Annotated in this window: 12 protein-coding genes; 11 read left to right on the forward strand and 1 reads right to left on the reverse strand. The window is 67.0% G+C overall.

Annotation, left to right across the window (positions count from 1 at the left end; genetic code table 11):
• The first annotated feature begins 118 nt into the window (after positions 1-118).
• The 8 genes from glcD to ACZ5R1_RS00950 all read left to right on the forward strand — a co-directional run bounded on the left by glcD (position 119) and on the right by ACZ5R1_RS00950 (position 9,562).
• Positions 119-1,618 carry a glycolate oxidase subunit GlcD gene (gene glcD / locus ACZ5R1_RS00915; RefSeq protein ID WP_027600386.1) on the forward strand — a complete coding sequence of 500 codons (1,500 nt, stop codon included), beginning with the start codon at positions 119-121 and terminating at the stop codon, positions 1,616-1,618.
• Positions 1,618-2,664 carry a glycolate oxidase subunit GlcE gene (gene glcE / locus ACZ5R1_RS00920; RefSeq protein ID WP_115945114.1) on the forward strand — a complete coding sequence of 349 codons (1,047 nt, stop codon included), beginning with the start codon at positions 1,618-1,620 and terminating at the stop codon, positions 2,662-2,664. Before glcD ends, glcE begins: the two co-directional genes overlap by 1 nt.
• Positions 2,665-2,676: 12 nt before the next feature.
• Positions 2,677-3,909 (forward strand): glycolate oxidase subunit GlcF, encoded by a 1,233-nt coding sequence (gene glcF, locus ACZ5R1_RS00925; protein ID WP_115945115.1) that lies wholly within the window; start codon positions 2,677-2,679, stop codon positions 3,907-3,909.
• A gap of 14 nt (positions 3,910-3,923) precedes the next feature.
• Positions 3,924-4,328 carry a heme-binding protein gene (locus tag ACZ5R1_RS00930; protein WP_027598097.1) on the forward strand — a complete coding sequence of 135 codons (405 nt, stop codon included), beginning with the start codon at positions 3,924-3,926 and terminating at the stop codon, positions 4,326-4,328.
• Between the two features lie 30 nt (positions 4,329-4,358).
• On the forward strand, positions 4,359-6,533 hold the full coding sequence (locus ACZ5R1_RS00935; protein WP_464712760.1) for a malate synthase G: 2,175 nt from the start codon (positions 4,359-4,361) through the stop codon (positions 6,531-6,533).
• A gap of 153 nt (positions 6,534-6,686) precedes the next feature.
• A complete protein-coding gene (gene rpoZ, locus ACZ5R1_RS00940; protein WP_042135200.1) occupies positions 6,687-6,959 on the forward strand; it encodes a DNA-directed RNA polymerase subunit omega in 273 nt (90 codons plus the stop codon).
• 3 nt (positions 6,960-6,962) lie between these two features.
• A complete protein-coding gene (gene spoT / locus ACZ5R1_RS00945; protein WP_042135202.1) occupies positions 6,963-9,122 on the forward strand; it encodes a bifunctional GTP diphosphokinase/guanosine-3',5'-bis pyrophosphate 3'-pyrophosphohydrolase in 2,160 nt (719 codons plus the stop codon).
• 59 nt (positions 9,123-9,181) lie between these two features.
• On the forward strand, positions 9,182-9,562 hold the full coding sequence (locus tag ACZ5R1_RS00950; protein ID WP_027600381.1) for a RidA family protein: 381 nt from the start codon (positions 9,182-9,184) through the stop codon (positions 9,560-9,562).
• Positions 9,563-9,692: 130 nt separating this feature from the next.
• On the opposite strand, the gene katE is transcribed toward ACZ5R1_RS00950, so the two are convergent.
• Complete coding sequence (gene katE, locus ACZ5R1_RS00955; RefSeq protein ID WP_042135205.1) at positions 9,693-11,822, reverse strand: catalase HPII; 2,130 nt, start codon at positions 11,820-11,822, stop codon at positions 9,693-9,695.
• 286 nt (positions 11,823-12,108) lie between these two features.
• On the opposite strand from katE, the gene ACZ5R1_RS00960 reads away from it, so the two are divergent.
• The 3 genes from ACZ5R1_RS00960 to ACZ5R1_RS00970 are packed head-to-tail and all read left to right on the forward strand — an operon-like array spanning position 12,109 to position 14,614.
• Entirely contained in the window at positions 12,109-13,116 is a 1,008-nt protein-coding gene (locus ACZ5R1_RS00960) for a methionine ABC transporter ATP-binding protein (RefSeq protein WP_042135207.1), read from the forward strand.
• The gene (locus ACZ5R1_RS00965) at positions 13,116-13,781 is read left to right on the forward strand and encodes a methionine ABC transporter permease (RefSeq protein WP_007161460.1); all 666 of its coding nucleotides are present in this window, start codon (positions 13,116-13,118) and stop codon (positions 13,779-13,781) included. Before ACZ5R1_RS00960 ends, ACZ5R1_RS00965 begins: the two co-directional genes overlap by 1 nt.
• A 50-nt stretch (positions 13,782-13,831) precedes the next feature.
• Positions 13,832-14,614, forward strand: a complete 783-nt coding sequence (locus ACZ5R1_RS00970; RefSeq protein WP_027598103.1) for a MetQ/NlpA family ABC transporter substrate-binding protein — start codon at positions 13,832-13,834, stop codon at positions 14,612-14,614.
• Positions 14,615-14,664: the final 50 nt, after the last annotated feature.

Consider the following 14,664-nt stretch of genomic DNA (forward strand, 5'->3'; position numbering starts at 1 on the left):
TTGGTCGAAGAGGGCACAAAAACTGGTATGACCAGTGCGCTGGACCATGGACGCCCCGCGTGCAGTCGGGGTACAACGAAGCCTTTCCAGCCAGAACAACAACAATGGCGGTTACCCGATGAGCCTGGTCTACGACGAACGTCTCGACGGCGCCTTGCCCCGCCCGGACAAGGCGCAACTGCTGCAGCGGTTGCGTGCCGAACTGCCCGAGCACTGCCTGCTGCACGACAGGGAAGACCTCAAACCCTACGAGTGCGATGGTCTCGCGGCCTATCGCACCACGCCGCTGCTGGTGGTGCTGCCAGAAACCGTGGAGCAGGTGCAGGCGACCCTGCGCCTCTGCCATGAGCTGCAGGTACCCCTGGTGGCCCGCGGCGCCGGCACCGGCCTGTCCGGCGGCGCCCTGCCGCTGGAGCAGGGCGTGCTGCTGGTGATGGCGCGCTTCAATCGCATCCTCGAGGTGGACCCCGACGGTCGCCGGGCGCGGGTCCAGCCCGGGGTGCGCAACCTGGCCATCTCCCAGGCCGCGGCGCCCCATGACCTCTACTACGCGCCCGATCCCTCCTCGCAGATCGCCTGCTCCATCGGCGGCAACGTGGCCGAGAACGCCGGCGGCGTGCACTGCCTGAAATACGGTCTGACCGTGCACAACGTGCTGGCGGTGGAGATCGTCACCCTGGAAGGCGAGCGCCTGACCCTGGGCGGCGCCGCCCTGGACAGCCCCGGCTTCGACCTGCTGGCGCTGTTCACCGGCTCCGAAGGGTTGCTCGGGGTGGTGGTGGAAGTGACCGTCAAGCTGCTGCCCAAACCGCCCTGCGCCCGGGTGGTCATGGCCAGCTTCGCCGACATCGAGCGCGCCGGGGCGGCGGTGGCCGACATCATCGCCGCCGGCATCATCCCCGGCGGCCTGGAGATGATGGACAACCTGACCCTGAGAGCCGCCGAGGACTTCATCCACGCCGGCTACCCGGTGGACGCCGCCGCCATCCTGCTCTGCGAGCTGGACGGGGTGGAAGCCGACGTGGCCGCCGACATCGAGCGGGTCAGCGCCCTGCTGGCCACCGCCGGCGCCACCGAGATCCGCCTGGCCCGCGACGAGGCCGAGCGGCAGAAATTCTGGGCCGGGCGCAAGAACGCCTTTCCCGCCGTGGGACGGCTGTCGCCCGACTACTACTGCATGGACGGCACCATCCCGCGTCGCGCCCTGCCCGAGGTGCTGCGCGGGATCGAGGCGCTGTCGGCGGAGTACGGACTGGCGGTGGGCAATGTCTTCCATGCCGGCGACGGCAACCTGCACCCGCTGATCCTCTTCGATGCCAATCGGCCCGGCGAGCTGGAACAGGCCGAGGCCCTGGGCGGCCGCATCCTCGATCTCTGCGTGGCGGTGGGCGGCACCATCACCGGCGAGCACGGCGTCGGTCGCGAAAAGATCAACGCCATGTGCACCCAGTTCCAGTCGGGCGAGCTGACCTTCTTCCATGCGGTAAAGGCCGCCTTCGACGCCCCCGGGCTGCTCAATCCCGGCAAGAACGTGCCGACCCTGCACCGCTGCGCCGAATTCGGCGGCCTGCACGTGCATCGCGGCCAGTTGCCTCACCCCGAACTGGAGCGTTTCTGATGGACAGTCTGAACCTGCTCCTCGACCAGGTCCGCGAGGCCCTGGCCCGTCGCCAGCCGCTGCGCATCCATGGCGGCGACACCAAGGCCCGGCTGGGCCGTGCGGTGGAGGGCGAGCCGCTGGACGTCAGCGGCCATCGCGGTCTGGTGCACTACGATCCCACCGAACTGGTGGCCACGGTGCGCACCGGTACGCCGCTGGCCGAACTCAACGCCGCCCTGGCCGAACAGGGGCAGATGCTGCCCTGCGAACCGCCGCGGCTGGGGGAGGGCGCTACCGTCGGCGGCACCCTGGCCTGCGGTCTTTCCGGTCCGCGCCGCCCCTGGGCCGGCAGCCTGAGGGATTTCGTCCTGGGTACCCGGCTGATCACCGGCACCGGCGAACACCTGAGATTCGGCGGCGAGGTGATGAAGAATGTCGCCGGCTATGACGTCTCCCGCCTGCTGGCCGGCAGCCAGGGTTGCCTGGGGGTGATCACCGAGGTGTCCTTCAAGGTGCTGCCCAGGCCGCGCTGCACCCAGAGTCTGAGTCTGGATCTGGATACCGAACGCGCCCTGCAACGCCTGGCCGTCTGGGGCCGCGAAGCCCTGCCGATCTCGGCGGCCTGCCATGACGGCGAGCGGCTGCACCTGCGCCTGGAAGGCGGCGAGGGTTCGGTGCGCTCGGCGGCCGATCGCCTGGGCGGTGAAGCCCTGGGCGAAGGCTTCTGGGACGAGCTCAACGAACAGCGGCTGGCCTTCTTCGAAGGGCCCGCGCCCCTGTGGCGGCTGTCGGTGCCGGTCAACACCCCGCTGCTGGACCTGCCCGGCAGCCGCTTATTGGATTGGGGCGGTGCCCAGTACTGGCTCAAAAGCGATGCCCCGGCCACCGTGCTGCGCGAGATCGCTGCGCGCGCTGGCGGCCATGCGCTCTGCTACACGCCGGACGCCGAGCGCGAGGCCCAGCATCCGCTGCCCGCCGCGCTGCTGGACTATCACCGCCGCCTCAAGGCGCGCCTGGACCCCCAGGGGATCTTCAATCCGGGTCGGCTGTACGCCGGGCTGTAGGGGAAAGACGTCATGCAAACCAATCTGAGTCCCGCCGCCCGCGAACTGCCCCGCGCCGCCGATGCCGAGCGGGTGCTGCGCAGCTGCGTGCACTGCGGCTTCTGCAATGCCACCTGCCCGACCTACCAGCTGCTCGGCGACGAGCTGGACGGTCCACGCGGGCGCATTTACCTGATCAAGGGCATGCTCGAAGGCGGCGAGGTCAGCGAGAAGACCCGCGAGCACCTCGACCGCTGCCTGACCTGCCGCAATTGCGAGACCACCTGTCCCTCGGGCGTCTCCTATCACGAATTGCTCGACATCGGCCGCGCCGAGGTGGAACGCCGGGTGCCGCGCCCGCTGGGCCAGCGCCTGCTGCGCGCCGGCCTGCGCCAGGTGCTGCCGCAGCCGCGCCTGTTCGGCGCGCTGCTGAAAAGCGGCCAGGCGCTGAAGCCACTGCTGCCGGCAGGCGTCCAGGCCAAGCTGCCGGCGCGCATTGCCGCTCCGGGCTTGCGACCCGCGCCACGCCATGTCCGGCGCATGCTGATCCTCGAAGGCTGCGTGCAGCCGGGGCTTTCGCCCAACACCAATGCCGCCACCGCGCGGGTGCTGGATCGCCTCGGCATCAGCCTGGAGGCCGCGCCCCGCGCCGGCTGCTGCGGCGCGGTGGACTACCATCTCAACGCCCAGGAGGCCGGACTCGACCGCGCCCGGCGCAACATCGACGCCTGGTGGCCGGCCCTGCAGAGCGGCGCCGAAGCCATCATCCAGACCGCCAGCGGCTGCGGCGCCTTCGTCAAGGAATACGCCAGCCTGCTCAAGGACGATCCGGCCTATGCGGCCAAGGCGCGGGAAGTCTCGGCGCGCACCCGCGACCTGGTGGAGGTGCTGCGCGAACTGCCGCTGGAAGAGCTGCGCTTGGCCAACACCCCGCGGCTGGCCTTCCATTGCCCTTGCACCCTGCAGCACGCCCAGCGCCTGGGCGGCGCCGTGGAGGGCGTCCTGCAGCGCCTTGGCTTCCCGCTGGCGCCGGTGCCCGACGGCCACCTCTGCTGTGGCTCGGCCGGCACCTATTCGCTGACCCAGCCGGACTTGTCGCGGCGGCTGCGCGACGCCAAGCTCGACGCCCTGGAGAGCGTTCACCCCGAGGTAATCGCCACTGCCAACATCGGCTGCCAGAGCCATCTCGACGGCGCCGGGCGGACCCCGGTGCGCCACTGGATCGAAATCCTCGACGCGGCCCTGGCCGCTCCGACCCAACTCTGAACCCTGGAGGCCCCATGAAGACCAAAGCCGTGCTCACCCTTGCCGAGATCGACACCCTGCTGGCCGCCGGTCGCGCCGAAGCCGAGCGCCAGGGCTGGGCCGTGTGCATCGCCGTGGCCGATGACGGCGGCCATCCGCTGGCTCTGCTGCGCCTCGACGGCGCCGCGCCCAACAGCGCCTACATCGCCCCGGAAAAGGCCCGCAGCGCCGCCCTGGCGCGCAAGGAGTCCAAGGTGCTGGAAGAGATGATCAACAACGGCCGCACCGCCTTTCTCAGCGCCCCGCTGATGCAGGGCATGCTCGAAGGTGGGGTGCCCATCCTGGTGGACGGCCAGGTGGTGGGCGCCGTCGGCGTCTCCGGCGTCAAGGCCCCGGAAGATGCCCAGGTCGCCAAGGCCGCGATTGCAGCCCTCAACTGAATTCAACGCCTCACATTAAGGAAAGCCATCATGACCGACCGTACTCCCCTGGGCCGCCTGCAGGTGGCCACCGAGCTGCAGCGCTTCATCGACGAGGAGGTGCTGCCTGGCACCGGACTCGACACCGCCGCCTTCTGGTCGGGCGTGGACCAGCTGGTGCACGAGCTGGCGCCGCGCAATCGCGAACTGCTGGCCGAGCGAGATCGCCTGCAGGTGGAACTGGACAACTGGCACAGCGCCCATCCCGGTCCGGTCACCGATCTGCCCGCCTACCAGAGCTTCCTGGAAAGCATCGGCTATCTGCAGCCGGTGCCCGGTCAGGTGCAGGCCTCGACGGCCGGGGTCGACCGCGAGATCGCCGAGCAGGCCGGTCCGCAGCTGGTGGTGCCGGTGCTCAACGCCCGCTACGCCCTGAACGCCGCCAACGCCCGCTGGGGGTCGCTGTACGATGCCCTCTATGGCACCGACGCCCTGCCCGAAACCGATGGCGCCGAGCGCGGCAAGGGCTACAACCCCGCCCGTGGCGCCAAGGTGGTGGCCTTCGCCCGCCAGGTGCTGGATGGCGTAGCGCCCCTCGCCAGCGGCTCGCACCGGGACGCTACCGCCTACCGCATCCAGGACGGCCGCCTGGTGGTGGACCTCAGGAGCGGTACCAGCGAACTGGCCGATCCGACCGCCTTCGTCGGTTACCAGGGCGATGCCGCCGCACCGTCCGCGGTGCTGCTGCGCCATAACGGCCTGCACCTGGAAATCCAGATCGACCGCGACAGCACCATCGGCAAGACCGACGCCGCCGGGGTCAAGGACCTGCTGATGGAGGCCGCGGTCAGCACCATCATGGACCTGGAAGACTCCATCGCCGCGGTGGACGCCGCCGACAAGGTGCTGGCCTATCGCAACTGGCTGGGCCTGATGAAGGGCGACCTGGCCGAAGAGGTCAGCAAGGGCGGCGAGACCTTCACCCGCCGCCTCAACCCCGATCGCGAGTACCAGGGCGCCGACGGCCAGCCGCTGAGCCTGCACGGTCGCTCGCTACTGTTCATCCGCAACGTCGGTCACCTGATGACCAATCCGGCAGTGCTGCTGGAAGACGGCCGCGAGATCCCCGAGGGCATCCTCGATGCCGTGGTCACCGTGACCATCGCCCTGCACGACCTCAAGCGCCAGGGCAATTCCCGCAGCGGCTCGGTGTACATCGTCAAACCCAAGATGCACGGCCCGGCCGAGGTGGCCTTCGCCGTCCAGCTGTTCGACCGTGTCGAGGCCCTGCTGAGGCTGCCGGCCAATACCGTCAAGCTGGGCATCATGGACGAGGAGCGGCGCACCAGCGTCAACCTCAAGGCCTGCATCCATGCCGCCGCGGCGCGGGTGGCCTTCATCAATACCGGCTTCCTCGACCGCACCGGCGACGAGATGCACACCGCCATGCTGGCCGGCCCCATGCTGCGCAAGGGCGACATGAAGACCTCCAAGTGGATCACCGCTTACGAGCGCAACAACGTGCTGGTCGGCCTGGCCTGCGGCCTGCGCGGCAAGGCGCAGATCGGCAAGGGCATGTGGGCCATGCCCGATCTGATGGCCGCCATGCTGGAGCAGAAGATCGGCCATCCCAAGGCCGGCGCCAACACCGCCTGGGTACCGTCGCCCACCGCCGCCGTGCTGCACGCCCTGCATTACCACCAGGTCAACGTCCAGCAGGTGCAGCAGGAGCTGGAACGCAGCGACGTCGACGCCGCCCGCGGCGAATTGCTCGCCGGGCTGCTCAGCGTACCGGTGGCCGAGTCGCCGGACTGGTCCGCCGAGGCCATCCAGCAGGAGCTGGACAACAACTGCCAGGGCATCCTCGGCTACGTGGTGCGTTGGGTCGACCAGGGCGTGGGCTGCTCCAAGGTGCCCGACATCCATGACGTCGGCCTGATGGAAGACCGCGCCACCCTGCGCATCTCCAGCCAGCACATCGCCAACTGGCTGCACCACGGCGTGGTCAGCGCCGAACAGGTGGACGAGACGCTGCAGCGCATGGCCAAGGTGGTCGACGGCCAGAACGCCTGCGATGCCCTCTACGAGCCCATGGCCGGTCACTTCGACACGTCCTACGCCTATCGCGCCGCCCGCGACCTCATCTTCAAGGGCCGCGAGCAGCCCAGCGGCTACACCGAGCCGCTGCTGCACGCCTGGCGCCTGAAGAAGAAAGCCGGCGCCTGATCCGGCCAGGGCTCCCGTCCGGCGCGGGCGGGAGCCACTTACCCAGGTGCGGTGCCGGTGGTCCTCCGACCACCGCCCCTTCCCTTGCCACTGGCGAATTTTTATACTATCGGGTCCCCCGTTCCCGGGATCATCATCGCCACGAGGAAGACCATGGCCCGCGTTACTGTCGAAGACTGCCTGGACAACGTAGACAACCGATTCGAGCTGGTCATGCTCGCCACCAAGCGCTCGCGCCAGCTGGCCACCGGCGGCAAGGAGCCCAAGGTACCGTGGGACAACGACAAGCCCACCGTCGTCGCCCTGCGCGAGATCGCCGAAGGTCTGGTCGACGAAGAAGTCATCCGTCTTGACGACATCGTCGAAGAAGAGCCGCTGTTCGCCGCCTTCGAAGTCAACGAAGAAGTGGACGGCGAGGCCCTCTAAGCCATGGCCGCCGAGCCTGCGTATGGTGACGTCCACCCGACCGGCATCGACCTGCTGGCCGAGCGTCTGGCGGACTACCTGACCCCCGACCAGGTCAATCTGGTACGGCGGGCCTACTACTACGCCGAGCAGGCTCACGACGGGCAGCGCCGCCGCAGCGGCGAGCCCTATGTCACCCATCCGCTGGCCGTCGCCAACATTCTCGCCGACATGCACATGGACCATCAGAGCCTGATGGCCGCCATGCTGCACGACGTGATCGAGGACACCGGCATCGCCAAGGAAGCCCTGGCCGGCCAGTTCGGCGAGACGGTGGCGGAGCTGGTGGACGGGGTCAGCAAGCTGACCCAGATGAAGTTCGAGACCAAGGCCGAGGCCCAGGCGGAGAACTTCCAGAAGATGACCATGGCGATGTCCAAGGACATCCGCGTCATCCTCGTCAAGCTGGCCGACCGGCTGCACAACATGCGCACCCTGGACGCCATGCCGCCGGACAAGAGCCGGCGCATCGCCAAGGAAACCCTGGAAATCTACGCGCCCATCGCCAACCGGCTGGGCATGCACGATTTCTACGTGGAATTCGAGGACCTGGGTTTTCGCGCCATGCACCCGATGCGCGCCGAACGCATCCAGCGGGCGGTCAAGACCGCGCGGGGCAATCGCCGCGAGATCCTCGGCAAGATCCAGGAATCCCTGGCCAACTGCCTGGCCCGCGACGGCCTGGACGGCGAGGTGGTCGGCCGCGAAAAGCACCTGCACAGCATCTACCAGAAGATGCGCGGCAAGCGTAAGTCGTTCAACGAGATCATGGACGTCTACGGCTTCCGCATCATCGTCGACAAGGTCGACACCTGCTACCGCGTGCTCGGCGCGGTGCACAATCTCTACAAGCCGTTCCCGGGGCGCTTCAAGGACTACATCGCCATCCCCAAGGCCAACGGCTACCAGTCCTTGCACACCACCCTGTTCGGCATGCACGGCGTGCCCATCGAGATCCAGATCCGCACCCGCGAGATGGAAGAGATGGCCAACAACGGCATCGCCGCCCATGGCCTGTACAAGGCCGGCGGCGACGAACCGCGCGCCAGTCACCTGCGCGCCCGCCAGTGGGTGAAGGGCATCCTCGAGTTGCAGCAGCGCGCGGGCAACTCCCTGGAATTCATCGAGAACGTGAAGATCGACCTCTTTCCCGACGAGGTCTACGTCTTCACCCCCAAGGGCCGCATCATGGAGCTGCCCAAGGGCTCCACGGCCGTGGACTTCGCCTACGCGGTGCACACCGACGTCGGCAACAGCTGCATCGCCTGCCGCATCAACCGCCGCCTGGCGCCGCTGTCGCAGCCGCTGGGCAGCGGCGAGACGGTGGAGATCGTCACCGCCCCCGGCGCCCGGCCCAATCCGGCCTGGCTCAACTTCGTGGTCACCGGCAAGGCGCGCACCAACATCCGCCATGCGCTCAAGCAGCAGCGTCGCTCCGAGTCCATCAGCCTCGGCGAGCGGCTGCTGAACAAGGCGCTGTCCGGCTTCGGCACCCAGCTGTCGAAGATCTCGCCGATGCGCATCCTCTCGGTGCTCGGCGAATACAAGGGCGTGGTGCTGGAAGACCTGCTCGAAGAGATCGGCCTGGGCAACCGCATGGCCTATGTGGTGGCGCGGCGCCTGGTGTCCGGCAGCGAGCAGGAAGAGCCACTGGAACCCCAGGCCAGCACCACGCCCCAGGGCCCGCTGGCGATCCGCGGCACCGAAGGCCTGGTGATCAGCTACGCCAAGTGCTGCACGCCGATTCCGGGCGATCCCATCGTCGGTCACCTGTCGGCCGGCAAGGGCATGGTGATCCACCTGGAAAATTGCCGGAACATCGCCGAATTCCGGCATAACAGCGAAAAGTGCATCGTGCTCAACTGGGCCAAGGACGTCACTGGCGAATTCAGCGTCGAGTTGCGCGTCCAGCTGGAGCACCAGCGCGGCCTGATCGCCATGCTGGCCAACAACGTCACCGCCGCGGACGCCAACGTCGAGAAGATCGGCATGAACGAGCGCGACGGCCGGGTCAGCGTGGTCCAGCTGGTGGTCAGCGTGCGTGATCGCGTGCACCTGGCGCGGGTGATCAAGAAGCTGCGGACGCTCAAGGGCGTGGCCGGTATCACTCGGGTTCGCAGCTGAGGTTGCAGGGTGTCACCACCGGCTTGCAGAATCGGGCCTTTCCCGCACAGGAGCGACCCATGAGCAAGCAAGTGATCCACACCGACAAGGCGCCGGCCGCCATTGGTACCTATTCCCAGGCGATCAAGGTCGGTGACACCGTCTATCTCTCCGGGCAGATCCCGCTCAACCCGACCAGCATGGAGCTGGTGGACGGCTTCGAAGCCCAGGTGGTCCAGGTCTTCGAGAACCTCAAGTCCGTCGCCGAAGCCGCCGGTGGTTCGCTGGCCGATATCGTCAAGCTGAACATCTTCCTGATCGACCTCGCCCACTTCGCCACCGTCAACGAGATCATGGGGCGCTATTTCCAGCAGCCCTATCCGGCACGCGCCGCCATCGGCGTCGCCGCGCTGCCGAAGGGCTCCCAGGTGGAAATGGATGGGGTCTTGGTACTGAGTTAAAGCCTTTGATCGCGGCCATGGGCCGCTCCTACAGTAGTTGATGCACCTGTAGGAGCGGCCCATGGCCGCGATGACCCCCCAAAAAAAAGCCGACCGTCTCGCGACGGTCGGCTTTTTCATGTCTGCCTGCTTAGGCCGGGATGGACTTGATCTTCGGCATCCGCGCCCAGCAACGGTGCTTGGCGATGGCGGCGAAGAAGTCCTGCTGCACCGCCTTGAAGTCGCTGCCGGTGAGCAGCGCCTCGTCGGTGTCCAGGTAGACCGCCTTGAGCAACTGCTCGGCTTCGCCGGTGAGGGCGATGGCCTTGAGGTGCTTGTAGGCTTCCAGCAGGTAGTGTTTGATCACGCCGTCATCGAGCATGGCCTTGACGCTCTCGGCACCGCCCGGCACATAGACCGCGTCCAGCGCCACCGAAGGCATGCCTTCGGCCGAACCGTCCACGGCCACTTCGCTGCCGTCGGCGGCCTTGACCGGGCCGGCGGTGGGGCCGAGCACCTTCACATGAGCACCTTCGGCCTTGAGCGCCTGCTTGATGGCCTCCACTTCGCTGGCGATGACGCCGTCACCCACCAGCACCGCCACCTTGAAGCCCTTGATGTTGCCGGACAGCAGGTTGAGCTGGCTCAGCGCCGGCGACTTGTCGATGGAGATCTTGCGCGGCTGCACGGTGGGGGCGGTGGGCGGGGTCACGCCGACCTTCTTGGCCACCTTCTGCGCCAGCTCCAGATCGATGTTGGCGAGGATCTCGTTGACCTGGCGCTCGCGAATCCACATGCGCTCGACCTTGCCCAGCTCGAAGCTGTAGGCATCGGCGACGTGCGCCTGCTCGGCTTCCGACAGGCTGTTGTAGAAGAGCGTGGCCTGGGAGAAGTGGTCGCCAAAGGTCTCGCTGCGCTCACGCACCTTGTGGCCGTCGATGCGCTCGTAGTAGCTCTCGAAGCCGCCGTCCTGGGGTGCCGGCGGGGTTTCCTTGGGCCAGCCGCCGTCGATGGAGTTGGGCTCGTAGGAGGCCCGGCCCTTGTCGATGGTCATGCGGTACTTGGCGTCACGCTGGCCGTTGTGATTCGGCACCACTGGGCGGTTGACCGGCAGCTCGTGGAAGTTCGGCCCACCGAGACGGCTGATCTGGGTGTCGGTGTAGGAGAACAGCCGACCCTGCAGCAGGGGATCGTTGCTGAAGTCGATACCGGGCACGACATGGCCGGGGCAGAAGGCCACCTGCTCGGTCTCGGCGAAGTAGTTGTCCGGGTTGCGGTTGAGCACCAGCTTGCCCAGCGGGGTGATGGGCACCAGCTCCTCGGGGATGATCTTGGTGGCGTCGAGGATGTCCCAGTCGAACTTGTGCTCGTCTTCCTCGGGAATGATCTGCACGCCGAATTCCCACTCGGGGTAGTCACCGGCTTCGATAGCTTCCCAGAGGTCGCGACGGTGGGCATCGGTGTCCTTGCCGGCCAGCTTCTGAGCCTCGTCCCACACCAAGGAGCGCACGCCGCCGGCGGGCTTCAGGTGGATCTTGACGAAGACGCCCTTGCCGGCGGTGTTGATCATGCGGAAGGTGTGGATGCCGAAGCCTTGCATGCTGCGCAGATTCACCGGGATGGCGCGGTCGGTCATGGTCCAGAGCACCATGTGCGCCGACTCGGGCACCAGGGAGACGAAGTCCCAGAAGGTGTCGTGGGCGCTGCCGCCGGTGGGGATCTCGTTGTGCGGCTCGGGCTTCACCGCATGGACGAAGTCGGGGAACTTGATGGCGTCCTGGATGAAGAAGACCGGCATGTTGTTGCCGACCATGTCCCAGTTGCCTTCCTCGGTGTAGAACTTGATGGCGAAGCCACGCACGTCGCGCACGCTGTCGCCGGAGCCGCGCGGGCCCTGCACGGTGGAGAAGCGCACGAACACCGGGGTCTGGTGGTTGGGGTCGCGGAAGAGGGCGGCCTTGGTCAGGTCAGACCAGTCCTGGTAGGGCTGGAAATAGCCGTAGGCGCCGGTGCCGCGGGCATGGACGATGCGCTCCGGGATGCGCTCGTGGTCGAAGTGGGTGATCTTCTCCCGCATGATGAAGTCTTCGAGCAAGGAAGGACCGCGGGTGCCGGCGCGCAGCGAATTCTGGTTGTCGGCGATCTTCACGCCATGATTGGTGCGCAGTGCCTGGCCGGTGGCATCGGAGCGGAATTGCTCCAGTTGCTCGATTTTCTTCGAGGTGTTCTGGCGATCCAGGGTATCGGTACCGGCGAGTTCACTCTTGGGGGGCGTAGCCATGGAAAGTCCTCATCAGGCGCCTGTCAGGCGCTCTTTGCGTCCCCTACGGAATGTGGGGCGAATACAGGCAGTCCTGTAGTGACTCATGGGCTGGAGCTGGTGTTCCGCTTGGCTGATGCGAAGCGACGGGCTGTTCCCGCGGGTGAAGTCCCGACGCACGAACTGGCCATATGCCTTTATTGGCTTAATACCCGACAACAAGTGCTAAGCAGATATAAGCGCGCACGTTAAACTGCGCGGCCGGATCACCCTCCAGTTGTCTGACGATACCCACAAGGTTTTTCCATTGATCGAATTCCACGCTGTCCACAAGACGTACCGCACGCGCGGTCGCGAGGTCGCGGCGCTCCAGCCGGTCGACCTGAGGATCGAAGCCGGCGAGATCTTCGGCCTGATCGGCCATTCCGGTGCCGGCAAGAGCACCCTGCTGCGCCTGATCAATCGCCTCGAAGCCCCCAGCGGCGGTCGCCTGCAGGTCGATGGCGCCGAGGTCACCACCCTGGGCTCGACCGAGCTGCGCGATTTCCGCCGCCGCATCGGCATGATCTTCCAGCACTTCAATCTGCTCTCCTCGAAGACCGTGGCGGCCAACGTGGCCCTGCCATTGGAACTGGCCGGCGGCCGTTCGCGGGCGCAGATCGCCCAGCGCGTCGAGGAACTGCTGGCGCGGGTCGGCCTGTCCGACCAGGCGCGCAAGTATCCGGCGCAGCTCTCCGGCGGTCAGAAGCAGCGCGTCGGCATCGCCCGCGCCCTGGCCACCGAGCCGAAGATCCTGCTCTGCGACGAGGCCACCAGCGCCCTCGATCCCCAGACCACCGCCCAGGTGCTGCAACTGCTCGCCGAACTCAATCGCGAGCTGGGCCTGACCATCGTGCTGATCACCCACGAGATGGACGTGATCCGTCGCGTCTGCGACCGCGTCGCCGTCCTCGACGGCGGTGCCGTGGTGGAGCAGGGCACCGTCGCCGATGTCTTCCTGCACCCGCAGCACCCCACCACCCGCCGCTTCGTGTTCGAGGCCGAGCACCAGGACGAGGCCGACCTGGCCGACGCCTATGCCCATGTCGAAGGCCGCATCCTGCGTCTGACCTTCCGTGGCGAAGCCACCTATGCACCGCTGCTGGGCCACGTCGCCCGGGAGACCGGTGTCGACTACAGCATTCTCGGCGGTCGCATCGACCGCATCCGGGACGAGCCCTATGGCCAGCTCACCATCGCCCTGGTGGGCGGTGACCTGGACGCCGCCCTGGCTCGCTTCCAGGCCGCCGACGTCACCGTGGAGGTCCTGCGCTGATGGACGAACTCTTCACCAACATCGACTGGGCCGAGATCTGGCAGGCGACCCAGGACACCCTGGCCATGCTTGGCTGGTCCATGCTCTTTACCCTGATCCTCGGGCTGCCGCTGGGCGTGCTGCTGTTTCTCACCAGCCGCCGCCAGCTGCTGGAGCAGCCGCTGGTCTACGGCATCCTCTCCTTCGTGGTCAACGTGCTGCGCTCGGTGCCCTTCATCATCCTCCTGATCCTGATGATCCCCATCACGGTCTGGCTGATCGGCACCTCCCTGGGCGTCGAGGGCGCCATTCCGCCGCTGGTGGTGGGCGCCGCGCCCTTCTTCGCCCGGCTGGTGGAGACCGCCCTGCGCGAGGTCGACCGCGGCATCATCGAGGCGACCCAGGCCATGGGCGCCAGCCTCTGGCAGATCGTCACCCGCACCCTGTTGCCCGAGGCCCTGCCCGGGCTGATCGCGGCCACCACCGTCACCGCCATCGCCCTGGTGTCCTACACCGCCATGGCCGGGGTGATCGGCGGCGGCGGCCTCGGCGATCTGGCCATCCGTTTCGGCTACCAGCGCTTCCAGACCGACGTCATGGTGGTCACGGTGCTCTTGCTGCTGGTGCTGGTCCAGGTACTGCAGATGGTCGGCGATCGCCTCGTCGCCCATTTCAGTCGTCGTTGATCCAGGCTTCATCCACTCGAAGGTTTTGCACAAGGAAAATCCAGATGTCGCTGAAACGTACCCTGCTGTCCCTGGCCTTCGGCCTGGGTGTCGCCACCGCCGCCCAGGCCGCCGAGACCCTGACCGTCGCGGTCAATCCGGTTCCCCACGCGGAGATCCTGGAATTCATCAAGCCGCAGCTGGCCAAGGAAGGCGTGGACCTCAAGATCAAGGTCTTCACCGACTACATCCAGCCTGATCGTCAGACCGATCAGAAGCAGGTGGATGCCAACTACTTCCAGACCAAGCCCTATTACGCCAGCTACAAGAAGAGCAACCCGAGCAGCGACCAGGTGCCGGTGGTGGCGGTGCACGTCGAGCCCTTCGGTGCCTATTCGCAGAAGATCAAGGACATCAAGGAACTCAAGGACGGCGCCACCGTGGCCATCCCCAACGACCCGAGCAACTCCGGTCGCGCGCTGCTGCTGATCGCCAAGCAGGGCCTGATCACCCTCAAGGATCCGAGCAACGTCACCGCCACCCCGCGTGACATCGTCGAGAATCCCAAGCACCTGAAGTTCAAGGAGCTGGAAGCCGCGACCCTGCCGCGCGTGCTGAACCAGGTCGACCTGGCGCTGATCAACGCCAACTACGCCCTGGAAGCCAAGCTGGTGCCGACCAAGGACGCCATCTTCATCGAGAGCGGCGAGTCGCCCTACGCCAACCTGCTCTACACCCGTGCCGACAAGGCCAACGACCCGGCCATCCAGAAGCTGGCCAAGGCCCTGACCACCCCCGAGGTGAAGCAATTCATCGAGAAGAAGTACCAGGGCGCCGTCGTTCCCGCGTTCTGAGCCTCGGCTCCATCGCCGTCGACGCCCGTAGAGGCGTCGACGGTTCCACC

This window comes from Pseudomonas sp. Pso3 (assembly GCF_055393275.1).

What these genes read in the sequence shown, in the direction of transcription:
- glcD (WP_027600386.1), top strand. Translation starts at nt 119, where the DNA reads ATGAGCCTGGTCTACGACGAACGTCTCGACGGCGCCTTGCCCCGCCCG.
- glcE (WP_115945114.1), top strand. Translation starts at nt 1,618, where the DNA reads ATGGACAGTCTGAACCTGCTCCTCGACCAGGTCCGCGAGGCCCTGGCC.
- glcF (WP_115945115.1), top strand. Translation starts at nt 2,677, where the DNA reads ATGCAAACCAATCTGAGTCCCGCCGCCCGCGAACTGCCCCGCGCCGCC.
- ACZ5R1_RS00930 (WP_027598097.1), top strand. Translation starts at nt 3,924, where the DNA reads ATGAAGACCAAAGCCGTGCTCACCCTTGCCGAGATCGACACCCTGCTG.
- ACZ5R1_RS00935 (WP_464712760.1), top strand. Translation starts at nt 4,359, where the DNA reads ATGACCGACCGTACTCCCCTGGGCCGCCTGCAGGTGGCCACCGAGCTG.
- rpoZ (WP_042135200.1), top strand. Translation starts at nt 6,687, where the DNA reads ATGGCCCGCGTTACTGTCGAAGACTGCCTGGACAACGTAGACAACCGA.
- spoT (WP_042135202.1), top strand. Translation starts at nt 6,963, where the DNA reads ATGGCCGCCGAGCCTGCGTATGGTGACGTCCACCCGACCGGCATCGAC.
- ACZ5R1_RS00950 (WP_027600381.1), top strand. Translation starts at nt 9,182, where the DNA reads ATGAGCAAGCAAGTGATCCACACCGACAAGGCGCCGGCCGCCATTGGT.
- katE (WP_042135205.1), bottom strand. Translation starts at nt 11,822, where the DNA reads ATGGCTACGCCCCCCAAGAGTGAACTCGCCGGTACCGATACCCTGGAT.
- ACZ5R1_RS00965 (WP_007161460.1), top strand. Translation starts at nt 13,116, where the DNA reads ATGGACGAACTCTTCACCAACATCGACTGGGCCGAGATCTGGCAGGCG.